Origin of the sequence: Geomicrobium halophilum (genome assembly GCF_014207655.1) — a bacterium.
Taxonomy (GTDB): Bacteria; Bacillota; Bacilli; order Bacillales; family Marinococcaceae; genus Geomicrobium; species Geomicrobium halophilum.
Map to the genome: position 1 here is coordinate 1 of NZ_JACHHJ010000004.1, position 22,620 is coordinate 22,620.

At 42.5% G+C, this 22,620-nt stretch carries 25 protein-coding genes; 8 read left to right on the plus strand and 17 right to left on the minus strand.

What is annotated here, in order from left to right:
• The first annotated feature begins 344 nt into the window (after nucleotides 1-344).
• Complete coding sequence (locus HNR44_RS12770) at nucleotides 345-689, plus strand: DUF2614 family zinc ribbon-containing protein (RefSeq protein WP_184404706.1); 345 nt, start codon at nucleotides 345-347, stop codon at nucleotides 687-689.
• 61 nt (nucleotides 690-750) lie between these two features.
• On the opposite strand, the gene perR is transcribed toward HNR44_RS12770, so the two are convergent.
• The 4 genes from perR to bcp all read right to left on the minus strand — a co-directional run bounded on the left by perR (nucleotide 751) and on the right by bcp (nucleotide 3,149).
• Nucleotides 751-1,194: a peroxide-responsive transcriptional repressor PerR gene (perR, locus tag HNR44_RS12775; protein ID WP_184404707.1), complete on the minus strand. Its 444-nt coding sequence runs from the start codon at nucleotides 1,192-1,194 to the stop codon at nucleotides 751-753.
• Nucleotides 1,195-1,301: 107 nt separating this feature from the next.
• Nucleotides 1,302-1,616 carry a cyclic-di-AMP receptor gene (locus tag HNR44_RS12780; RefSeq protein WP_184404708.1) on the minus strand — a complete coding sequence of 105 codons (315 nt, stop codon included), beginning with the start codon at nucleotides 1,614-1,616 and terminating at the stop codon, nucleotides 1,302-1,304.
• Between the two features lie 114 nt (nucleotides 1,617-1,730).
• Nucleotides 1,731-2,678, minus strand: a complete 948-nt coding sequence (locus HNR44_RS12785) for a D-2-hydroxyacid dehydrogenase (RefSeq protein ID WP_184404709.1) — start codon at nucleotides 2,676-2,678, stop codon at nucleotides 1,731-1,733.
• A 3-nt stretch (nucleotides 2,679-2,681) separates the two neighbouring features.
• Nucleotides 2,682-3,149: a thioredoxin-dependent thiol peroxidase gene (gene bcp, locus HNR44_RS12790; RefSeq protein ID WP_246407439.1), complete on the minus strand. Its 468-nt coding sequence runs from the start codon at nucleotides 3,147-3,149 to the stop codon at nucleotides 2,682-2,684.
• A 202-nt stretch (nucleotides 3,150-3,351) separates the two neighbouring features.
• Here bcp and HNR44_RS12795 point away from each other — a divergent pair, with 202 nt between their 5' ends.
• The 3 genes from HNR44_RS12795 to HNR44_RS12805 all read left to right on the plus strand — a co-directional run bounded on the left by HNR44_RS12795 (nucleotide 3,352) and on the right by HNR44_RS12805 (nucleotide 7,042).
• Nucleotides 3,352-4,647, plus strand: a complete 1,296-nt coding sequence (locus HNR44_RS12795) for a glutamate-1-semialdehyde 2,1-aminomutase (RefSeq protein ID WP_246407442.1) — start codon at nucleotides 3,352-3,354, stop codon at nucleotides 4,645-4,647.
• A gap of 23 nt (nucleotides 4,648-4,670) precedes the next feature.
• Nucleotides 4,671-5,897 carry a GTPase gene (locus HNR44_RS12800; protein WP_184404711.1) on the plus strand — a complete coding sequence of 409 codons (1,227 nt, stop codon included), beginning with the start codon at nucleotides 4,671-4,673 and terminating at the stop codon, nucleotides 5,895-5,897.
• 89 nt (nucleotides 5,898-5,986) lie between these two features.
• On the plus strand, nucleotides 5,987-7,042 hold the full coding sequence (locus HNR44_RS12805) for an FUSC family protein (protein WP_184404712.1): 1,056 nt from the start codon (nucleotides 5,987-5,989) through the stop codon (nucleotides 7,040-7,042).
• Between the two features lie 34 nt (nucleotides 7,043-7,076).
• On the opposite strand, the gene HNR44_RS12810 is transcribed toward HNR44_RS12805, so the two are convergent.
• The 3 genes from HNR44_RS12810 to fabL all read right to left on the minus strand — a co-directional run bounded on the left by HNR44_RS12810 (nucleotide 7,077) and on the right by fabL (nucleotide 8,981).
• Nucleotides 7,077-7,601 (minus strand): DUF402 domain-containing protein, encoded by a 525-nt coding sequence (locus HNR44_RS12810; RefSeq protein ID WP_184404713.1) that lies wholly within the window; start codon nucleotides 7,599-7,601, stop codon nucleotides 7,077-7,079.
• A 384-nt stretch (nucleotides 7,602-7,985) separates the two neighbouring features.
• The gene (locus HNR44_RS12815; RefSeq protein ID WP_184404714.1) at nucleotides 7,986-8,123 is read right to left on the minus strand and encodes a hypothetical protein; all 138 of its coding nucleotides are present in this window, start codon (nucleotides 8,121-8,123) and stop codon (nucleotides 7,986-7,988) included.
• 105 nt (nucleotides 8,124-8,228) lie between these two features.
• Nucleotides 8,229-8,981, minus strand: a complete 753-nt coding sequence (fabL, locus tag HNR44_RS12820; protein WP_184404715.1) for an enoyl-[acyl-carrier-protein] reductase FabL — start codon at nucleotides 8,979-8,981, stop codon at nucleotides 8,229-8,231.
• Nucleotides 8,982-9,073: 92 nt separating this feature from the next.
• Here fabL and HNR44_RS12825 point away from each other — a divergent pair, with 92 nt between their 5' ends.
• Nucleotides 9,074-9,391: a hypothetical protein gene (locus HNR44_RS12825; protein WP_184404716.1), complete on the plus strand. Its 318-nt coding sequence runs from the start codon at nucleotides 9,074-9,076 to the stop codon at nucleotides 9,389-9,391.
• Between the two features lie 309 nt (nucleotides 9,392-9,700).
• Nucleotides 9,701-10,042 (plus strand): hypothetical protein, encoded by a 342-nt coding sequence (locus tag HNR44_RS12830; RefSeq protein ID WP_184404717.1) that lies wholly within the window; start codon nucleotides 9,701-9,703, stop codon nucleotides 10,040-10,042.
• A 9-nt stretch (nucleotides 10,043-10,051) separates the two neighbouring features.
• On the opposite strand, the gene mutY is transcribed toward HNR44_RS12830, so the two are convergent.
• Together mutY and HNR44_RS12840 are read right to left on the minus strand one after the other, a co-directional pair.
• On the minus strand, nucleotides 10,052-11,140 hold the full coding sequence (mutY, locus tag HNR44_RS12835) for an A/G-specific adenine glycosylase (protein ID WP_246407445.1): 1,089 nt from the start codon (nucleotides 11,138-11,140) through the stop codon (nucleotides 10,052-10,054).
• A 9-nt stretch (nucleotides 11,141-11,149) separates the two neighbouring features.
• Complete coding sequence (locus HNR44_RS12840) at nucleotides 11,150-11,467, minus strand: hypothetical protein (protein ID WP_184404718.1); 318 nt, start codon at nucleotides 11,465-11,467, stop codon at nucleotides 11,150-11,152.
• 130 nt (nucleotides 11,468-11,597) lie between these two features.
• Here HNR44_RS12840 and HNR44_RS12845 point away from each other — a divergent pair, with 130 nt between their 5' ends.
• Nucleotides 11,598-12,611 (plus strand): metal-dependent hydrolase, encoded by a 1,014-nt coding sequence (locus HNR44_RS12845; protein WP_184404719.1) that lies wholly within the window; start codon nucleotides 11,598-11,600, stop codon nucleotides 12,609-12,611.
• 22 nt (nucleotides 12,612-12,633) lie between these two features.
• Here the strand turns inward: HNR44_RS12845 and HNR44_RS12850 are convergent, their stop codons facing one another.
• Both HNR44_RS12850 and recX read right to left on the minus strand, forming a co-directional pair.
• Complete coding sequence (locus HNR44_RS12850; protein ID WP_184404720.1) at nucleotides 12,634-12,948, minus strand: YfhH family protein; 315 nt, start codon at nucleotides 12,946-12,948, stop codon at nucleotides 12,634-12,636.
• A 4-nt stretch (nucleotides 12,949-12,952) separates the two neighbouring features.
• Nucleotides 12,953-13,783: a recombination regulator RecX gene (gene recX, locus HNR44_RS12855; RefSeq protein WP_184404721.1), complete on the minus strand. Its 831-nt coding sequence runs from the start codon at nucleotides 13,781-13,783 to the stop codon at nucleotides 12,953-12,955.
• 71 nt (nucleotides 13,784-13,854) lie between these two features.
• Here recX and HNR44_RS12860 point away from each other — a divergent pair, with 71 nt between their 5' ends.
• A complete protein-coding gene (locus HNR44_RS12860) occupies nucleotides 13,855-14,760 on the plus strand; it encodes a TIGR01777 family oxidoreductase (RefSeq protein WP_184404722.1) in 906 nt (301 codons plus the stop codon).
• A gap of 137 nt (nucleotides 14,761-14,897) precedes the next feature.
• Here HNR44_RS12860 and HNR44_RS12865 read toward each other — a convergent pair whose 3' ends face one another.
• The 6 genes from HNR44_RS12865 to pstB (HNR44_RS12890) all read right to left on the minus strand — a co-directional run bounded on the left by HNR44_RS12865 (nucleotide 14,898) and on the right by pstB (HNR44_RS12890) (nucleotide 22,617).
• On the minus strand, nucleotides 14,898-16,181 hold the full coding sequence (locus HNR44_RS12865; RefSeq protein WP_343069499.1) for an ArgE/DapE family deacylase: 1,284 nt from the start codon (nucleotides 16,179-16,181) through the stop codon (nucleotides 14,898-14,900).
• A 514-nt stretch (nucleotides 16,182-16,695) separates the two neighbouring features.
• The gene (locus HNR44_RS12870) at nucleotides 16,696-18,078 is read right to left on the minus strand and encodes a Glu/Leu/Phe/Val family dehydrogenase (protein WP_184404723.1); all 1,383 of its coding nucleotides are present in this window, start codon (nucleotides 18,076-18,078) and stop codon (nucleotides 16,696-16,698) included.
• A 216-nt stretch (nucleotides 18,079-18,294) separates the two neighbouring features.
• On the minus strand, nucleotides 18,295-20,040 hold the full coding sequence (gene pnpS, locus HNR44_RS12875; RefSeq protein WP_184404724.1) for a two-component system histidine kinase PnpS: 1,746 nt from the start codon (nucleotides 20,038-20,040) through the stop codon (nucleotides 18,295-18,297).
• Nucleotides 20,037-20,747 carry a response regulator transcription factor gene (locus tag HNR44_RS12880; RefSeq protein WP_184404725.1) on the minus strand — a complete coding sequence of 237 codons (711 nt, stop codon included), beginning with the start codon at nucleotides 20,745-20,747 and terminating at the stop codon, nucleotides 20,037-20,039. Before HNR44_RS12880 ends, pnpS begins: the two co-directional genes overlap by 4 nt.
• 285 nt (nucleotides 20,748-21,032) lie before the next feature.
• On the minus strand, nucleotides 21,033-21,794 hold the full coding sequence (gene pstB / locus HNR44_RS12885) for a phosphate ABC transporter ATP-binding protein PstB (RefSeq protein ID WP_184404726.1): 762 nt from the start codon (nucleotides 21,792-21,794) through the stop codon (nucleotides 21,033-21,035).
• A 13-nt stretch (nucleotides 21,795-21,807) separates the two neighbouring features.
• The gene (pstB, locus tag HNR44_RS12890) at nucleotides 21,808-22,617 is read right to left on the minus strand and encodes a phosphate ABC transporter ATP-binding protein PstB (protein WP_184404727.1); all 810 of its coding nucleotides are present in this window, start codon (nucleotides 22,615-22,617) and stop codon (nucleotides 21,808-21,810) included.
• Nucleotides 22,618-22,620 lie beyond the last annotated feature (3 nt).

The following is a 22,620-nucleotide window of genomic DNA, read 5'->3' on the forward strand; positions in this document are numbered from 1 at the left end:
CGCCGCTCAAAAAGCGACCTTTACAATATATCAGGTTATCTCTCTTGCGTCAACAGGAAATTTAAATAAATAATTTTGTTTAGTTTATCGGTTTTCCCTGTCCTCAACGACGCGAATACTAAGATAACACGCTGGCTATTCACCGTCAACCATTTTTTTAATGATTTTTTGTGGTCTTCTCTGTTTTCATCGCTGCTGAGACCATGTGACGGCGACAGATTCTTAATTTATCATTTATAACGTAATTACGCAAGGGTTTTTTTCGAACTCATTCATCAATACCGATTGATCATCAACTGTGCTATAATTAAGTATAAGAACGGACAAGCACGAGGAGGTAAAGCATGGCGAAAATTAACCGGATCCGTACCTTCGCGATGGCTTTGGTATTTATCGGGATCTTTATTATGTATATTGCAATCTTTGTTTTCAGCAACAGTCCTATCCTAATGTCCATTGCAATGATCATTGGTTTTTTATCTGTCATCTCCAGCTCTTTCGTTTATCTCTGGATCGGCATGAAATCGACGAAGTCTGTGCCCGTGACCTGCCCTAATTGCGAAAAGCAGACAAAGATTCTCGGCAAAGTTGATGTGTGCATGCATTGCGAAGAACCATTAACCCTGGATCCAGAACTAGAAGGAAAAGAGTTGGATGCACGTTATAACCGAAAAAACTTTCAATCTTAATGATCTTCCCATATAAAAACCCCCGTACCACCTCTAGGGCAGTACGGGGGTTTTTATTCGGTCACGAATGAACCGGCTCTTTACTGGTACACGCCGGACATCTCCCGTAAATCTCCATCCTATGGGAATCTACTTTAAAATTCGTCACGTGTTCAGCCAACGTTTCCACTTCATCTAAGACTGGATAATGAAAGTCTACGATCTTTCCACAGTCCTTACAGATTATATGGTAATGATTATCCGTTATTGAATCAAAGCGGCTGGATGAATCTCCATATGTCAATTCTTTAACAATGCCGGCTCCTTTAAATACCCGAAGATTATTATATACCGTTGCTACACTCATATTCGGGAACTTTTCTTCCAGTGCTTTATATATTTCATCTGCGGTAGGGTGGGTATTCGTTTCAAATAAAAATTCTAATATCGCATGACGTTGCGGTGTCATTCGAACCTTTGCTGCTTTTAATGATTCAACCGCTTTTTGTAGATTTTCATTAGCCATCGTCATGCACCCCTCTTTCTTACAACAATTATTACATTATAATCTATATTAAGTGTAACGGAACGAAATAATGGTTGTCAACGAAAGCCATCTTCTTTTACTTCTCATCAGGCCTTTCCCGGCTGGTTATAACGAGACAGCCATTCTCCCCCTTGAGAGGTGTTAAGTTGAAATGAGGTGTAACGATATTGGGCGTTTCGCGCCATTTTCTTTTTCTTCTCTAATTGCAGACATGCCTCTTGCATCGTATGGTTTAAATGTTCCACATCCCGATTGCTGCAACCGATGAGAAATGTCGTGTTTCCTTTCTTTAAGAAGCCCCCGCTACTCGCTAACTCTGTAATTCGAAACCCTTCATTTTGTAGCCGCCGCTCCAAATGATCCCGGTAGACATCATTAACAATGCATACGAGTAATTTCATCGATCCATCTCCTTCATCACTTCGAATGGATAACGACACCATTCTTTTATGGAACGGGTGATACTGCTTATTTTTAATTCAGTTCTCTTTACTATATTATAGCATATTTTGTGGTTAATAACCCTCGGATATATCAACAACATTTTGATATTGTCCTTTACCGCTTAGAAACACCTGTAAATTATGCTTAAAAATGGGCATGACCCGCGCCTGATAATAAGGGGAATCTCCCGCAACATGGGGGGTAATCGTTATTTCTTCCATGCTCCAGAAGGGATGATGATCTGGCAACGGTTCTTCCTTAAAAACATCGAGATAAGCATGGCTGATCTCCCCCTGCTCGAGTGCTGCCTGCAGGTCCTTCTCCTTCACGGTATTTCCACGTCCGATGTTAATCAATACCCCCTCGTTTTTCATCGTATCCAAAAACGAGCGATCAATGAGATTATCAGTTTGAGGAGTAGACGGTAACACATTAATCACATAATCCGAAGCTGACAACAGTTCATCTAGATTCTCTTTTGAGACCATATAGTCAAAGTTCTCAACGTTACGGCCATCGCTGTTCATCCCCCATACTTCCATACCGAATGCATGGGATTTCCGGGCAATTTCAGTACCAATAGCCCCTGCCCCTAAAATACCAACGCTTTTTCCGTATAATTCATGAACTTGAAGCTTCTCCCATATATTCCGATCTTGATTTTTTCGGAATGAAAGGGCCGAACGCGCGTGATCAAGCATGGCGTGCAACGTAAATTCACTCATTTGAATTTGATGGACTCCCCGGGCATTCGTTACGAGCAAATCCTGTTTTTGTATCCAATCCATCGGAAGATCATCCAAACCCGCCGACGCTACCATCATCCACTGCAGGTTTTGAGCTTCCTCGAGTACCCCTCCTTTAAGACCGCCGCCATATGTAAATAAGATATCTGCTTTTTTCAAATCCGCTTTCGCACTTTCAGGAGTCTCGTGATAATGTAAGTGGAGCTCCGGAAACGAACGTTCCAGATCCTCTTTTAGCGAAGGTTCAATCTTCGAAGTAAAAACAACGCGCATTCCTTACCCCTCCTTTCCTTTGATGTACTCGTACACCTCGTCTACATGCCCTTTCACTCGTACCTTGCGCCATTCTTTTTCGATTTTTCCTTCTGGATTAATCACAAATGTGGAACGGACGATTCCCATATATTCTTTGCCGAAATTCTTTTTTAGTTGCCACACTCCATATTTATTTGCCACTTCCTGATCAGGATCTGAAAGCAGAAGAAAAGGAAGTTCGTGTTTACCAACAAACTTCTCATGTTTTTCAATCGAATCAGGACTCACGCCAAGTACGACGACGCCTTCGGCTTGCAGATCTGGCAAAGCATCTCTAAACTCACAGGCTTGAGTCGTACAACCTGGTGTCATATCTTTGGGATAAAAATAAAGCACAACCGTTTGTCCACGGTAGTCACTTAACGTCACCTCTGAGCTATCATTTGCTTTTAACGTAAAGTCTGGTGCTTTGTGATCTGTCATATCCATGATGAAAAATCCTCCCTTTTAAGCGAGTGTCCGTCCAAAAAGAGAGCTGATCCTTAGGGGTTTGTAAACATCATCCCGGCATCAAACACTCGACTCTTATTGAACGAACTCTTTTATTTCCATTATGCGCTTTTCTTACATGATTTGTCGAATCATTGTCTGCTAAAATAAGGTTACAAACGAAATGTTGGAGGGAAATGTATTGAATATACAGCATTCAAGAGAACTATACAAAGAAGCAAAATCCCATATTGTTGGAGGTGTTAACAGTCCATCCCGAGCCTTTAAAGGCGTATCCGGAGGCACACCTGTATTTATGGAAAAAGGTGAAGGTGCTTATTTATACGATGTTGATGGCAACACCTATATCGATTATATAGGCGGGTATGGACCGATCATTACCGGTCATGCACACCCTCATATTACACGAGCGATTACCGAAGCCGCTCAAGCCGGCGTGTTATACGGGACACCGACTTCTTTGGAAAATCAATTCGCAAAAAAATTAAAGGATGCGATTCCTTCATTAGAGAAAGTGAGATTCGTGAACTCCGGCACCGAAGCGGTTATGACGACCATCCGTGTGGCACGTGCTTACACTGGCCGGAATAAAATCATTAAATTCGCCGGATGCTATCATGGACATTCAGATCTCGTACTCGTAGCCGCAGGATCTGGTCCGGCCACGTTAGGCTCCCCGGATTCTGCTGGAGTTACCCATAATATTGCTGAAGAGGTCATTACCGTACCCTTTAATGATATCGACAGTTACAAACAAGCGCTTGACGCTTACGGCGACGACATCGCTGCTGTGCTTGTCGAACCGATCGTCGGCAATTTCGGTATTGTCGAACCCGAGCCCGGTTTTCTGGAAACGGTGAATCAAATGACCCATGATGCTGGAGCTCTAGTCATCTATGATGAAGTGATTACCGCTTTTCGTTTTCATTACGGAGCGGCTCAGGACATTCTCGGCGTCCATCCCGACTTAACCGCCATGGGTAAGATCATTGGAGGCGGATTGCCCATCGGTGCTTACGGGGGCAGTGTGAAAATCATGGAAGAAATCGCCCCGCTAGGACCAGCCTATCAAGCAGGTACAATGGCTGGAAACCCAGCTTCCATGAAAGCAGGGATTGCTTGCTTAGAAGTGTTAGAAGATCAAGGGGTATATGATAAACTGGAAGTACTCGGAAAAAAACTTGAAGATGGCTTAGCAAAAATCGCTGACGATACCCAGGTGCCCGTACAAATCAACCGTAAAGTCGGAGCCCTTACCTTGTATTTTAGCTCACGTGAAGTGAAAAACTATGACGATGCTGAAGCCACAAACAGTGAGCAGTTTTCAACATTTTTCCATTCGCTATTAGAACAAGGCATCCATCTTGCACCTTCAAAATTTGAAGCCTGGTTCTTGACCACAGCTCACACAGAAGAAGATATCACAGCAACACTCAAAGCTGCAGAAATCGCGTTTCGTGCTGTCAAGAGTCGTTAAAAAAATGAAAGGGAGAACAGCTCATGCGTGACGACAACCAAAAAGAATATTTGGAAGAGCCGCTGAAAATGCTTCGAAAAAAGGTCCTTCCTAAGCTTCCCCCCCACGTACAAAATAAGGTTAACCATGAAGTGGAACGGTTGGAGGATTTATTTGTGGATACACGGGCTCCGCGCTTTGCAATCGTAGGCAGACGCGGAGCCGGCAAATCGACGCTTGTCAATGCGATCTTTCAAGCACCGGTAGCAGATATAGGAACGGTTACAGCCGAAACTGAACACGCTTCATGGCATACGTACAAAAACGCAACCGAAGAAGCAGTGATGGAAGTACTGGATACCCGGGGGTTTGGCGAAGGCGACAGGAGACGATTTCAAACTTCTGAAGAGGATGCATGGAATGAAGCGCTCAAAACACGTTATCCAGATGCAATTTTATTTCTCGTTAAAGCCAAAGAAGTGGATGCCCGTGTTTCCGAAGATATTGAACAATTAAAGAAACTCCGGGAGAAAGTGTCAGAAATGCACGATTATCTCCCGCCTGTGATCGGTGTGGTCACCCAAGTTGATGAGCTCGATCCTGCCTATGATTCCGATCCGCCGTTTGGAGAAGAAAAACTCACCCACATCACACAAGCCAAAGAACACCTGCAACATATGTTAGGAGAGCAGCTTTCTGATGTAGCAGGAATTTTCCCTGTTTGTGCTTATACGGCATTTAAAGACGGTGAAATGGTCTATGATCGACGTTGGAAAATTGAGGAACTCATTGATTTTTTACTCGATCAGCTCCCGGAAACCACATGGATGCAATGGGCCCGGATTACGCAAGCGAAAACGATTCAAGCACGCATTGCAAAGACGATGGGTAAAAGTGCTTCCGCAATCGCGGGTGGCGTCGGAGCCCAACCTATCCCGCTTGCGGATTTACCGTTCATTACAGGGATTCAACTGTCGATGATTGCAGGCATCGCCTATGTATCCGGACGAAAACTGGATCGCAAAGGGCTCACTGAGTTCCTGGGAGCCATCGGTGCAAACGTCGGAACTGCATTCGCTTTTAGGCAGATCGCACGCTCACTAGGAAAATTCACACTGCCAGTTGCCGGTCATGCAATCTCCGGGACATTAGCCGCCACCGCCACATGGGGATTGTGTAAAGCAGCTATTCTGTATTACATTGAAAAACGGCCGGCTCATGAAGCAAAACAAGCCTATGAAAGTCGTTCTGAGCCCCCGGAGGCACCTTAATATACAACAGAGGTAGAACCGACTCTTTACGATTTTGCATGCACCAATGCCTTGATCTTTATTATTTCAGAAAGGAGCGCCCTGCATCCATGAGACTAGGCGCCCGTATTTTCAAAACCGGGCTCGCGATTATACTCGCCCTATATGCCGCAAACTGGGTTGGGCTTGAACCTTCCTTTTTTGCGGGGTTAACTGCCGGTTTAACCATACAGCCATCAATCTATCGGACGTACCAAAGGGTTCTTCATCAAATACAGGCGAATCTTATCGGCGCTGTTTTAGCTGTCATTTTTGGCCTCACCTTTGGTCACGAGCCTTTTGTCATTGGTGTTGTTGCCATGATTTCAATCGCCATTATCCTGAGGCTGGGGCTGGATTCATCAACGATTCCTGTAACGCTCGTCACGATTGTGATCATTATGGGCAACAGCCCCGATGAAAATTACCTTCTCTTTGCGTCCTCCCGCTTTGCCCTAATCATGCTGGGTGTATTTTCAGCATTTATTGTTAATTTGGTTTTCCTGCCACCGAAGTATGAGAGCAAACTATATGACCAAATTTTCAATACGACCGTCAATGCCGCACGTTGGATCCGCCTAACGACACGTCACGAATCCAATATTCAATCGAGACGAGAGGACTTGGAAGAATCAAACGACAAACTCGTAGATATGGACCAATTGTATTTATTTTTCAAAGAAGAACGCAGTTATCTCAGGAGAAATAAATTCGCGAAAGCAAGAAAGGTCGTTTTATTCCGAGAGATGTTGACCGCAACAAAAAAATTGATGGGCATTCTTAATCGACTCGATCAACATGAAAATGAATTTTATAATTTGCCTGATCAAACACAAAGGCTTATTCAACAACAACTCGATCGTTTAACGAATTATCATGAAAGAATTCTAGCGCGGTATTCAGGGGAGGTAAACACCCAAATGACAGGGTGGATGGCTGAAGAAGTCGATGAAGGAAATGAATCATTGCTCGAATTATTCAAGGAATCCTATGATCATAAAAAGGATGGCAGGGAAGAGTGGTTGAGTCTCCTTTTGTTTGTTTCATATATCATTGAGTACAATGAGCAGCTGGATCACCTTGATCGATTAGTCGACAGCTTCTTCAATTACCACCAAGATGATTAGCAGCACGTGGAGGGGCAGTAAGCCACCAGGTCAGTTAACGATAAAATAAAAACTGCTCATACCAATTTTCAACGAATTGTGAGGAAAATGGCCCCTTTCTTGCATAAATCCAACTTTTGAGTTCATCTACTCCCTCGGCGATTTTTTGTTGTACGCCTTGGGGGTAATTCATTTCCTTACGATGAATTTCATATTCGTCTTCATCTAACATAAGTACACTACGCTCTGGATTCACTTTAATATCCAAATCATAATCAATATATTTCAGCGCCTCCGAATCATACACACAGGGTGAGCTGATGTTACTATAATAATAAATGCCATCACTTCTCACCATCGCGATAGTGTTAAACCATTTTTGATGATGAAAATAAAAGATAGCCGGCTCTTGTGTCCGCCATTTTTGACCGTTGCTCTCCCTAACGATGATTCGGTCATTGCCACCAATAATTTCTGTCGATGAACTTTTCAAAATCACAGATTCTTCCCACACACGATGAAGTTTTCCGTTATGTTTATAACTTTGAATTTCAATCGCTTCCCCTTCTCCCGGCAGCATTTTAAATTCTCCTTCTCTCTATACTGTCCTATATTATACACGGAACGAAACAAGCATGAAAAATATTTTTCCATTCATCTACACAAAAAGAATGGGATTCATCCAACAAGGATGATCCCACTCTTTTTCATGTAATGGAAATTATTGGTTATTGTTTTGTTGATTCTCTTGCTCGCGGTTTTGTTGATTGTTCTCTTGATTGTTGTCCTGTTGGTTGTTCTGCTGATCTTGGTTTTGATTTTGATTATGGTTATTTTCCATGCCTAATCACCTCCAGTTTATTAGTTTGCCCATTACCCAAGAGAATATACCTACTTCTTCGAAGAAGTTCTTGAACATAAAAAGCAGGAGCTATCCGTAAGGAAGCTCCCACTTTTTGTGATGTTACTGATTATTATTGTTTTGCTGGTTTTGCTGGTTACGGTTTTGCTGATTGTTTTGCTGGTTGTTCTGTTGGTTGTTCTGCTGGTTATTTTGCTGGTCGTTCTGTTGGTTGTTTTGTTGGTTTTGGTTTCTTGCCATACCTCATCACCTCCACATTTGTTAAGGTGCCCCTGTGATGAGTGAATATACGTAGAAATATCGATGAATTTTTACAATGTATTCAGTAGGGAAGGAAAACAAAACTTATGTTAATAAAGATAACCCACCGTCTACAACGAGCGTCTGCCCGCGAATCATTTCGGCTTGATCAGATAATAGAAACATGACTGCATCTGTTAAATCAGAACGTTCCACGAGCCGTCCGGCTGGCGTTTTCTCACGGGATTCAGCTAAGATGCTTTCGCGATTTGGAAAATGTTTTAAAGCATCGGTGTCTACCACTCCGCCTGAAACAGCATTGACCCTAATGTTTTTATCCGCCAGCTCGACCGCTAAATAACGGGTCAGAGATTCGAGCGCAGCCTTGGATACACCAACGGCTGAGTAATTATCCAAAACACGTATGGACCCCAAAGAAGAAAGACTGACGATTCTCCCGTCTCCGTTTCTTTCCATAAGCGGTAATGCTTTTTGAACACATAATAATAATGCTTTCGCGTTAATATTCATGGTCCAGTCCCAATGGTTCTCCTCAAGTTCCATCGCCGGCTTCAGCACACCGGAAGCCGCATTATTCACAAAGACATCCAACCTGCCAAATCTTTCTTCAATTTTAGAAAACATTTCTTCAATTTTTTCTTTGTTGGCCAAGTTTCCTTTTACAATAAACGTTTCAACACCGTGCTCTTCCACTTCTCTAGCTGCTTCCTCGGCTCCTTTCTTGCTTCGCGCATAATGGATCACAACATGATAACCTTCTTTAGCAAGCCTTATGGCCGTTTCTTTGCCTATCCCGCGGCTGGAACCGGTCACGAGTGCGACTTTTTTATTTTTCACGAGCGAACCCTCTCTTTCGAATTTGGAATAAATATGATTACATACTTACTTTTTCGGGAAAAACAACCTTAAAGCAAGGAGGTTGATTTGAAATGGAACGCAAGAAATACTATATCACATTAGATCAAGCAATGATGGGAATTTCTGATGTAAAAACCGATGATAATAAAATCCAATATGAAATCGAAGCAACTGAACGTGAAAAAGAGGTCATCGGGGATTTGTTGGAAAAAATAGAGAGTGAAGATGTGGAAGGACAGGAAATTTTGGTCCGCCCTTTTAACGAGGAAGCTGCGGACAAAGATAAAGAAATGATGGGGAAAGAAATGCAACAGCTTTTTTCTTATATTTACGATCTTGGAACTAAACAGACACGCTCCTTTATTGAACAACTGCGCGAAGAAACCTAACCAGTCCCCACTTGTCTAAAGTACGTGTTCAAAAGAGTCGAGAAGTTTTAAAATTGTTAGCTTATTACCCTTATGCTCTGGGGTGCAAGGAAACCCGTCTCGAGTATCCTGCTTGTACGAAAGCTGACGCAGAAATTCGACGGCACTAGAATCCTCTTCCTCAAATACTCCTCGAACGAAGAAAAAGTGATTGACTTTTTCGAGGAAGTTTTTCCGAACTTTTTAAAAAACCTCTTAAGTGAATACGTATTTCCATACATACTCCCTCTCTTTGCTGTACATTTTAATAAAAAACAAGGGGCGATATGGATGGAAAAAAATACGTATTATGTCAATTTAAATCCTACAAGCATGGAGGACATCACAACATCAAAAATCAACGATCATGAGTTAATTGAATACAGCATCGAAGCAACACCTGAAGAACGGGATGAGTTACAGGAACTGATGTTAAACGTGCAGACCCATGATATGGAACTCAAAGACTTATTTTCGTTTAGGCATTTCAACGAGGATTTCACATCAGCAGATAGTGAAAGATTTCAACATGGTCTTAATGAAGTGTACAAAAAGATCTATGAATTAGGAACAGAGGAAACGAAAATGAAGATGGATCAGCTAAATCCATCTCCATTAAGCAATGATGAATAATAAAAGCCGTTAACGCAATTGCTGGCGCCAAATTTTTTGGTGGACAACAGGAAAAGCGAGCTTCTCAGCTTCTGTTTTTTGCATCCAGTTTCCTCTATTCATCGATGAAGGAACGATTGCGTGAAACACACGCACCTTCCAGATGAGATGGCTAAATACATGTTCCAGTGATTGTTCGGTATCTTCTAAGGTTACATCAACCTGATAGGTTTCCTTTAGATATTGTTGCAGGCTTTGCTGGCGTAGAGCCGGAGGTGCTTCTACCATAGGAAATTGCCACATGCCGGCAAGTAACCCCTGCTTCGGGCGTTGTTCGATTAGGACAGCCCCGTCTTCACTTTCGATAACCGCAACCGCCATCGTCTGTTGTTTTTGACTTTGCTTCTTCGCTTTCACCGGAAGTTGTTCAACCATCTGTTGATCATAGGCTCTGCAGACTTCTTGTACTGGACAAATATCACAGGATGGGTTTTTTGGAGTACAAATGAGGGCTCCCAATTCGATTAACCCCTGATTGAAATCTGAAGGGGGAGTGCCGCTGATAAGTATACGTACACAGTTTTCCATGTGTTTACGTGTTCGCTGTTTCCCGATATCGTCGGTTAAGAGGAGAACCCGTGCCAGTACGCGCATGACATTGCCATCTACTGCGGGCTCTTCCAGGTCATAGGCAATACTCATTACAGCGCCTTTTGTATAGGGACCTACTCCTTTTAAAGAGGCAAATTCTTCAGGGTCTTGAGGAACTTCTCCCCCATATGTATTCACGACTTCCCTGACCGCTGATTGCAAGTTGCGCGCCCGCGAGTAGTAGCCTAAACCTTCCCATGCTTTCATCACCTGATCCTCATGAGCTTCGGCTAACGCTTCCGGTGTTGGAAATTTTTCCATGAACTGTTGGTAATAGGGTTTCACGGTGTCGACTCTTGTTTGCTGTAACATGATTTCCGAAACCCAAATACGATAAGGATCTTTACTCTCTCGCCAAGGCAAGTGGCGCTGGTGAGCTTCGTACCATTGCAATAATTGTTCGCGAAAATATTGGTTTGGAAAAGTCGCAAGCACATCTTCCTTTGTGTCGTAAGAACGTTGCATCATTCATCATCCTTATGTTAAATCTCGAAATGCCCAGCAATTGACTTGCTCAAGCGGTTTGCTAATCCATTGGGCCAGATCGCCAAATCGAGGGTCCTCCCTTGTACGGCGAGCCGATTTTACAGCTTCATACACCTCTATTGAAGAAACGGTAAACCATTCTACATATAAGCCGGGTTGTTCCAACGCCTCCAACCAGCGAAAATGTTTGACACCTAGTTGGTTCATCTCTGTTTCTATCCTTTTCATCCAGTTTTGATACTGTCGCTCATACCCTTCCAGAATTTTATATTCCATAAATACTTGAATGGCGTCTTGCTGCTCGTCCATGAATGAGGCCTTCTTTCTTTTAAATATTGTAGGACGCCGCCCAAAATCGTGGACCTTCGTTTACTCCAAAAAAAATATTTGCTACCCTGACAATTAAGAATCAATCATGATAAAGGAGGTACTACCGGGAATGGACACTGCTACACACGCGGTTATGGGAGTCGGAATTAGCGGTCTTGCCACATTAGACCCGGTGGTTGCCGAAAGCTCAGTTACATTTCAAGCCGTGGTTTTGGGAATTATCATTGGATCTCAAGCCCCCGATCTGGATACGGTCTTAAAGATGAAAAATAACGCATCTTATATTACCAATCATCGAGGTGCCACCCACTCCATTCCCGCCGTCATTCTATGGTCTATACTGATTCCTGCGGTCATTTATATCATCTTCCCAGGCGCAGACTTATTCAATCTATGGCTTTGGACATTTCTTGCCGTTATCTTGCATGTCTTCGTTGACATTTTCAACGCATACGGAACCAAAGCGCTAGAGCCATTTAAAGACAGATGGATTGCCTTAGGAGCTATTAATATTTTTGATCCGTTCATTTTCTTCTCGCACATGGCAGGAATCCTATTCTGGATCCTTGGTGCTCACCCCGGATATACATTTTTAATCATTTACGGAATCCTTGTCGTTTACTACTTGTGGAGGATGAAGGCCCGCAATTATGTCATTCGACGTGTAAGTAAGCTCCATCCGCACGCGACTCATATTTTTATCTCGCCCACCTATCGTTGGTCTGAGTTTCACCTTGTCATCCGAACAAGGTACCATTTCCATGTCGCTACCTGGAAAAAGAAAAATATCCGTTATCTGGAAAGCTATCCATTTGAACCGATTCCGGCTGACCCCATTGTTCAAGCAGCCCTGGAAGATGTTAACCTGACTGCTTTTCTTTCGTTCTCGCCGGCCTATCGTTGGGAAGTCAAAGAAACCGTCCACGGATATGACGTTATTTTCACCGATTTACGTTATCGCTCGGCTGGCTATTACCCTTTCTTGACGATTGTCCAGCTAGATCAAAACCTGAACATCGAGGGCTCTTATACCGGTTGGATCTTCAACCTTAAAAAGCTGGAAAGGAAATTAGAACGATCTCGTTCTCATAAAAAGAAAACACAACTGTTAAACGCAACGTGAACGACATTGATTCGTTCACGTTTTAATTTTTGAGAGCTAGTAAAGCAATAGGAATTGCTGTTAGAGAGGTGTCGCCATCTCTATACCCCCAGGCAAATACACCATTCATATAAGATATAACGAATGGTGCTTTGTCTTCTCCAACGATCGAGTATTCTTCTCCAGGGACAAAATCATCCGGATCCAACAAATAGGACTGTGCTATCAGTTTTTTCCTTTCGTGAACAGAAAACTCACTGACCATTCCTTTTTGCTCCGCTTTTTTCGATAATTCATTTAACCTGGCTACCTCGTCCATTAGTTCCTGTTGGCTCATATGGCCGTAACGTTGCTCCATCGCTTTAGTACACCTCTTTTTCCTCTTGTTCATCAAGATATTGATCAATCATTGTTAATGTAAAACCTTTTCTATAAAGGTGTTCTTTCAATTTCTGCTTAAAGGCCTCTTCTTCATGTCGTTTCCTTAATTTGAATTCTGCTTTTTCGGCTTGCAGACGTAAAGCCTCCCATTCTTCTTCACCCTGACTGTGAAAATCATAAGCTTCAAAAGCGGTCTGTATGAGCGAATGGCTGTACCCTTTACGTAACAATGCATCGGTTAACTTTTTTTTCCGCAAAACAAGGCTATCTTTCGGTATTGTTTTTTCTTTTTTCTCGATAATCTTTAACATCATTTGGACTTGTATTTCTTCGTCATATTGCTCTAGCGCTTCATCAATCAGAGAGGGATGAATCCCTTTTTCATTTAAATATTGGCGGATTCTACCCGGGCCTTTATCTGTCGTACTTATCGTAACGCGTACGTAGGTTCTTGCATATTCAGCATCGTTGATATATCCATGCCAGATCATGGAATTTATTGCTTCATCAATATGATCGGGAGGGAGATCTTGCTCCTGGAGTTTATCACGAACCTCCGCTTCTGTGCGCATGCGTTTCGACAAATATTGCAGCGCCTGCTTTTTCGCCTTTTCCTTGTTGTCAGCCTGAATAATTTCTTCGAGTTCATCATCTGTAATGCTTTTGCCCTTCGTTAACTGCATACGTGCCAGTATAATTTCATGCACTCCACATGCAAAGCGTTCGCCATTGTGATCTTCTATAAATAGATTGTACCGTTTTGAATCATCTTTCTGAGTTGTAATCCTGGAGATTTTTATATGATCACCCACTTTTGATGGTTATACCTTTTGTTTACAGGGAAAAGCACTAATAAGGATCAATGCGAAGGAGCGGATGTGTCATGCATATTGTCATTAGCGGAGGGACTGGACTGGTTGGTAAAGCCCTCTCGAAAAAATTACGCACTCTTGGTCATTCCGTTTCCATTTTAACAAGAAATCGGGAAAACAAACAGAATGAAAGCAACCTGCAATATGTTGAATGGCTCTCGGACACCAAACCCGAACAAGAGCTTGGAAATGTCGATGCTATCATCAATTTAGCAGGTGCCTCCATCAGTAAAAGATGGACGAAAGCGCATAAAAAACGGATGTTAAATAGTCGCATCAAAGCCACTCAGGAATGTATTCGCATTATGCAAAACTTACCCGAGCGACCGAATGTATTCATCAGTGCTTCCGCCATGGGCTATTATGGCATCTCACGCACTGACACTTTTACGGAAGAGAGCGCACCCGCTAACAGCAATTTTCTCCAAGAAGTAAGTGAACGGTGGGAAAAAGAAGCAAAGCCCGCTGAAGATATGGGGATAAGAACGGTGTACGCACGTTTTGGATTAATCCTTGACAGCAAGGAGGGAGCACTCCCCAAAATGATGCTTCCCTATAAATTAGGAGCAGGGGGTCCGATAGGTTCTGGAGAGCAATGGTATTCCTGGGTTCATCGGGAAGACGTCGTCCATTTTCTCATTCATGCATTGGAACATTCAGGAATGGAAGGGGCTTATAACGTTACGGCTCCAAACCCCGAGCGTATGCGTGATTTCGGGAAAGAGCTCAGTCGTGTTTTGAGGAGACCTCATTGGCTGCCCGCGCCTGCCTTTGCCGTCCGTATGGCACTCGGCGAAATGAGTGTGCTTATTTTAGAAGGACAAAAGGTCATTCCGGAAAAAACCAAGCAGTCCGGATATCAATTTTATTACGAGAATTTGGATCATGCTTTAGGCTCCTTGCTTCGCAAAAAATGAATGTAGTCAGAGCATGGACAGGTAATCGAGCGAACAAAAATTCAGCCAACCATTCTGCTCATTTATCTAAAGCTACCAATGTCCACACAAAGACTCGTGGACATTGGTATATCAGTAGTCTCTTTATTGAAGTGTTTTCATGATTCTTTGGAAATTAACCCGCACCAGTTTGATAGAAATTCAGCATAAACTTTGGTTACTTGCTTTACACTTTGCAAATCAATCCATTCATCAATTTCATGAAAGTTTCCACCCTCAGGCCCGTAACAGGTCGCCGGGATATCATAGTACAAATTAAAAAAACGCGCGTCAGTAGTAGACGATAATACCGTTCGCTCTGCCGGTTGCTGCAAAATGGTTTCATGGGCATTGTCAAGGGTCTTAAAAAACACAGATTGATCATCCATAACAGCACCTTCGGCATGAAACCCAAAGAAGGTGATTTCCGGAGGCTGTTTAGCAAGCCATGGATCTTGATCTGCTGCTTCTAATACCCATTCTTTTAGCTCTTTTTTTACCGCTTCTACAGACTGTCCGGGATACAGACCCACCCTGCCTTCCATAACAGCTTTTACAGGTACATTGGAAGGAAAGTCCCCGGCATGAAAGGTACCTATATTGATGTCTACCGGGTGAGGCATATCTTTAAATGCTGAGTGCTTTGGGCGCTCATTCATCATCTTCTCATATTTCTGCAAAGCAGATATAATCACTGTGCCCCTCTCTACAACATTGACCACTTGATTAATGCTTTCATCCTTCATCGCGGTATTTATGGTGATTCGAAACCAAAGACTCCCTACCTGTGCCTTCGCCGGCCGCAGCCCAAATGGCTCGGGAATGAGCGCTCCATCGGCTGTATACCCTTTAGCAAGTGCGGAAAGGGCACCATTGCCCGTCCTTTCCTCATCCACAACACTTTGCAACATAAAATGGGCACCGGGTTTATAACCCGCTGATTTGATAGCTTTATAGGCAAAGATCATAGCAGTAACGCCCGCTTTCATATCTGCCACACCGCGTCCATACATCTTCCCATCCCGTAACACCGGCACCCAGGGATCACTTGACCATAAAGACACCGGCTCAGGACTTACAACATCTACATGTCCCTGAAAAATAAGACTCTTTCCTTTGGGTACTTCAGGCGCAGCCTGTTTTGCGATGACTACATCGCTTTCTTCATACCCCCACTCTGGCGGTGAAAATCCTGGATGATCAGCAATTTCTTTCACATCAGGTGTAAAACGATCTACGTCCATATCTAATTCTGAAATGAAATAGTCAGCTAAAAAAGCTTGAAGAGCCTTCTCTTTTCCACTGACACTCGGGAAACGACTGATCTCTTGTAGAAAGTCTACTTCTTCTGTCCATAATTCATCAATTTTATTTAAAATATGATTGGGTATCGCGGCCTCCACGATGATGTCACCTCTTCTGCTGTCACTCGTTTAGGTTTAACCTCAATATCGTAAATTTAACAGTAATATGGTTACAAACAAATCTTCATGATCGTATCTTTACTATACAAAACAGGGGGAGTGCCTCCCCCCATCTCATTGTACAATACGACCATCATGAATGTATGTCCCATCTCCCTAAAACAACAGGGTACTAAAACTTTGAATCATGATGATTCATTTTAAAACACATAGAAGAGAATTCGCAGCCTACTTTTTTCTGTGAAAAGAATTTTGACATAACGATTCATTCTCATACTCAGTGAGGTGTCGCAAAACGTCATATTTGTTTTTCTCCATTTAGACCCGGAAACGGGGTCTTCCTCGGTAGTCACAACCTCTTCATGATATTTAAAGTTTTAAGGATATAAAGACCAGCAGGACGTCTTGGAGTAATTTGAAAATAACTCTTATTAGTTTAAACAAACCAAACCATGGTATCTTTCAAACGACATGGATTGCCTTTTTTCCAGGGTTAATACAGTTTTCCATGCTTATACAACAATGTGATCAATCTCATTAGAGCGAGTTTGTAACATAAGAACCTTGTCGTTTCATGATCTTCTGCGTAAAAATAATGATCATAGACACGGTTGCTGATCTTTTTCATTTGCTTACTCATTTCTGAAATGACATCTTCTTTTGTATAACGATTCGGTACATTCGCCTGCATCCATTCCAGATAAGAAACGTGGACGCCACCTGCATTCGCCAAAATATCTGGAATAACTATAACTCCATTTTTCTCAAAATAGTCATCAGCTTTTGCAGTGATAGGGGCATTTGCGCCTTCCAGCAAAATTTCAGCGGAAACTTCATGCATATTTTCTTCGGTAATTTGATCCTCTACTGCTGCAAGAATAAGCAAATCACATTCACTCGTTAATACAGATGTTGGGTGATCAATCGTAGCCTGGATGCCCGCTGTGTTTACCTGCTCTTCAGTTTTTGGCAGCTGACCATGCTCTTTTATATAAGCAATTAATGTTTTTATGTCCAACCCATTTTTGTTATGAAGAGTTACATCTTCATCAGATACCGCCACAACAATATGGTCAATCTCACTCTTGGCGGCTTCTTGAGCAGCTATGCTGCCAACATTTCCAAAACCTTGTACGGAAACTTTAATCGGTTCCTCCTTTGTTCTTAACCTTTCAAGTACATCCCAACTTTTCACCCTCGTTACCTTTGCTTGTTCCGCATTGTTAAACCATTCACTAATGAGATGATAATAGCTTAAAAACGTTCCGATGCCCGTAGCCTCTCTGCGGCCAGCGACACCCCCGTTATCGACACTTTTCCCTGTAAATGAATTCATATATGATTCCCCGGGAGCAATCGTTTTATACTCTCCGACCATCCAGTCAATTACCGTTTCATTCGTGCCTAAATCCGGAGCAGGGATATCATGGGTTGGGCCTAAATCAATTTTTAACCGTTGAACATATTTTTTACTGATCAAATTAAGTTCTTTCGTTGAGAAATCTTTTGGGTGCACGTACACCCCGCCCTTTCCGCCACCGAAAGGTAACTCATGGAGGGCGTTTTTAATCGTCATAAGAATCGCTAAGTTCTCCACTTCTTCTTCATGGACATTGGGACTAAAGCGAACTCCTCCTTTATAAAACCCGCTAATATTATTATGCTGGACACGATAAGCAGGAATTCTTGCAATCGTTCCATTATCTCTCGACACTCGAATGTAACTTTTGATGATCTTATCTGTCGTTTTTAAAATCTCCGCGGCTGAATCAAATACGTAACCGTGTTCGTTGTTTAGGAATTCGTCTCGAAATTCTTCTTGTTTTAACTTATCAACAACGTCTTGAATTAAACCACGCGTTTCAGTTCGGCTCATTCACATCTTCCTCCCATTACAAAGTCCTATTATTCCATTCCCAAATCCTTCGATAGTAAACACACTTTTAGAGCCAATGTCATAGTGTCGCCTTTTAAGCGTGGTGTCATTAAAGAAGAAATGGACATTAGTATGGGAGAATAAAAACGGAGTTCTTATCCGAAAACGAGTGCATGCACGCGGGCACCTCAACGTTTACCAAAAGTACCCTGTATATTACTCACCTGGATTTCTAGGAAGTCGAATGATCATTGTCGTGCCAACATTTGGTTTACTTTCTACTTCAATGGTTCCGTGGTGGGCTTCCAACAAGTGTTTCACAATCGCGAGTCCCAGGCCCGTGCCCCCTGAATCACGGCTACGCGCACGATCAACTCGATAAAAACGTTCAAATATACGCGGGAGATCATCTGGATCAATACCTATCCCCGTATCGCTTACACGACAAACGACCATTTCACCGTCTGGATACATGTTCATTTCTACTTTCCCGTCGTTTCCTGTATAGATAATGGCGTTGGTCAGAAGGTTAATAATCATTTGTTTTAACCGTGCGGCATCGCCAATCAATTCGGTGTTCCCATTACTTGAAATATTGAATTGAATTCCTTTATCTTCAGCTTTTTTTCTCAATAGGCGTCCAGCTTCTTCCCCAATTTCGGACAGATCCAGCGAATGCCAGTTTAACTGGAAGTTATGATGTTCAATGCGCGACAACTCCAACAAGTCATTGACCAAATCTTGAAGACGATCGCTTTCTTTCCAAATAATCTCTAGAAATTGTTTTTGGATGTCCTGATCTCCTAATGAATCGCTTAATAACGTTTCCGCAAAACCTTTCAGTGAGGTGACGGGCGTCTTCAATTCATGAGAAACATTAGCGATGAAGTCTTTTCGAATTTCTTCCAATCGTTTCAATCCAGAAATATCGTGTAAAATGATCACAACCCCACGCAATTGATCTTTCGCATTAATCACCGGTGTTCCGTATAGTTCATAATGCTTCGTAGCCCAATCATCATCTAAACGTAATTGTTCACGGGTACGCTCTTCGGTTAAAAAAACCCGCTGAATAAACTGGACGAAGTTTTGGTCATCAATGCGTTCATAGTAAAGGTCATGTAACCATTCATTTGTATTTGTTTGGAAAATGTCATTACACATGCGATTCGCGAGCGTAATACGCCCCCGGCCATCAATAAACAGAAGGCCGCTTCCCATGTTATCAATTAATGCTTCCAGATTTTCTTGTTGACTTTTATAATTAGATGTTGTCTTCTGTAATTTGTACGCCAAAGTGTTAATGGATCGGTTTAATTGTCCTAAGTCATCACTTTTCTCATCAGGAGTACGGGTTTGGTAGTTGCCTTTTGCCAACTCATTTGCCATGGTCGTCACTTGCCCAATCGGACGTGTAATCCTTTGGGTAACCCGATAGCCTAATATAACGATGATAAGAAAAGCCGTAACAAAACTTACAACAATGAATATCCACATTTGCTCAATGGCATCGTTGACTGAATCAATAGGGAGAGCTAGCCTAACATAACCCTCATCCTCTCCTATAGGGTGCGCATAATATAAATGGTCGACGCCGACTGTTTCACTCTCACGCACCGTTGCCCCTTCGACATTTCCGGCCTGGCGAACTTCTTTACGATTTAGATGGTTTTCCATTTCCCCATCTACCTCATTTGATTCTCCAAAAACCTCTCCTTGCTCACCAATGATGGTTACACGTAAATCAAGTTGTGTACTTATTTCTTCCGTAAGCGTTTGCACGTCATTTTCATTATCCTCAATGATTGAAGCAACCATCCGCGCCTCTTTTTGTAAGCGATCAACCGTTTCGTCAACGTATAAATTATGGAGGATCTGACCTATAAGTATGCCTAAAGCCCCGAGTGTAAATAAAATAATAAGTAGCAAGGGGACCATTAAACGCGTACGGAATGTATTCATTGTTTATCTGGACTTTCCATTTTATAACCGATCCCCCGTATGGTCTTAATATACGACGATTTGTTTGTTAACGGTTCTATTTTTTCTCTTAAATGGCTTATATGCACGTCCACAATCCGCGTGTCGCCGACAAATTCATAATTCCACACGGCATTCAATAATTGGTTCCTCGTTAAAACACGGCCGTGATGTTGAATTAAATAACATAGTAATTCGAATTCCTTGGGAGTGAGTTCGAGCTGATCTCCTTTAACATAAACTTCATAATGGGCTGGATAAATTTCAATGTCACCGAGGATTTCTTTTTCCTTTTCAGTCTCACCTTTGTGATTTGTGGATTGTTCCACCCGGCGAATAATGGCACGAACTCTAGCAACTAACTCCCTTGGACTAAAAGGTTTTGTCATATAATCATCGGCACCCAGTTCCAACCCCAAAACTTTATCGAATTCTTCATCTTTAGCTGTCAGCATAAGGATCGGAGAATTCACTTGATTTTCTCGTAAATGTCTGCAAACTTCCAATCCATCCAACCCGGGAAGCATCAAATCAAGGACAATTAAGTCATAAAAGCACTCTCTTGCCAAATCGATTGCCGATGGACCATCCCCCGTACTAACAACGTCATAGCCTGCCTGCTCAAGATTGTATGTTAAAAGGGTCACGATGGACGGCTCGTCATCCACCACTAACAGTTTATAAGCCATAGGTGATCTCCTTCATTCCGACCTTAGTAATTGTAATTGTACAGTGAAAAAGTATTGGTATACAACGTATAAAACGCTACACCCTAAAGATTAAGGTGATAGCGTTTCTATCCTTTAAGACACACAGTGCGTTGTGGATCATCATCTCTAACGCTTTCTACTTATCACGCACGTATGGCCGTACTTGACAATTTGGCCACCACAACCATAAGATTATCCAGTTGTTATTTCTCTACAACCCACGAATAGCTCCCTGTAGGAGTCCTCACGTTCTGGCACTACGTTCTAGCCAAATTTTCCAGTTATATAATCTTCTGTCTGCTGCCTTTTGGGGCTGAAAAATAACTGAGTCGTATCGTTCACTTCTATTAACTGCCCCATATATAGAAAAGCAGTCGTATCCGATATGCGCGCGGCTTGCTCCATTTGATGAGTCACCATAACCACCGTATACTGCTCCTTCAATTTTTGGATTAAGTCTTCAATTCCTTGTGTGGATACAGGGTCAAGGGCAGACGTCGGTTCATCCATTAGAAGTACATCCGGTTTTGTGGCAAGGGCACGAGCAATGCAGAGACGCTGTTGTTGACCACCGGAAAGTTCGAGCGCTGACTCATGCAGACGATCCTTTACTTCATCCCACAGATAAGCATCGGTCAATGTTTGCTCCACGATTTCTTGCAACTGCTTCTTTTTCTTATAACCGTGCACCCTTGGGCCATAAGCAACATTTTCAAAAATACTTTTGGGAAAAGGGTTTGGCTTTTGAAAAACCATACCGATTTGTTTTCGTAAATCTAAGGCATCCATTTTGCCTTTTAGAATGTTTTTACCTGAAAATGTAATGGTCCCACTCAATGTTGCATTCGGTGACATTGAACGAATAAGAAGATTAAGTGTTTGTAACAGCGTCGACTTCCCGCAACCAGATGGTCCTATGAGCGCGGTCACTTCACCTTCAATGACTTCAAGGTCGATGCCATGAATGACCTGGTGTTCCCCATACGCAACTTTAAGGTTTTCAGTCTTGATAATCGAATCTGTCATCTCTTCTTCCCCTTTAACCAAAACGTCCGGATATATAATCTGCGCTTCGCTTTTCTTTCGGATTGGAAAAAAACTGCTTCGTATCTGCGTACTCCACTAGCTCCCCTTGGTAAAAAAATGCAGTGTAATCCGCAATTCTTGCAGCCTGTTGAAGATTATGGGTCACGAGTAAAACCGTATAAGATTCCTTTAATGTCAAAAGCAGATCTTCGATTTTCGCCATCGCGATGGGGTCAAGGGCGGACGCCGGTTCATCAAGTAAAATCACCTCCGGGTGGATACTTAATGTCCTCGCGATACACAGACGTTGCTTTTGTCCGCCAGAAAGAGAATAGGCAGACATGTGAAGCCGATCCCAAACCTCTTCCCAAAGCCCAACCTGTTTAAGGTTTTCTTCTACTTTTTTTGATAGATTTTGTTTTGAATACAATCCATGTTCTTTTAACGGCTGCATGATGTTTTTGGCAATTGATTTTGGGAAAGGGTTAGGATTTTGAAAGACCATGCCAATTTCTTTTCGAAGAGCAACCGTGTCAATTTCTTCATGTAGAAGGTTAACATCATCGTATTGAATGGTGCCTTCAGCCCGAAACCCCGGAACATCATCATTCATTCGGTTAATCGAACGCAGGATTGTGGATTTGCCACAACCGGACGGTCCGATTAAAGCATTAATAGCATTCTTTTTAATCGGCAGATTTACATTTTGAAGCGCATGATAATCTCCGTAATAAATATCTAATTCCTGGATATCGAGCGCCGTTTCTTTCGTTTCTGGTAAAGGTTGAGCTTTCCTTATTTCCGGTAAAGTGACGGTGACCAAGTT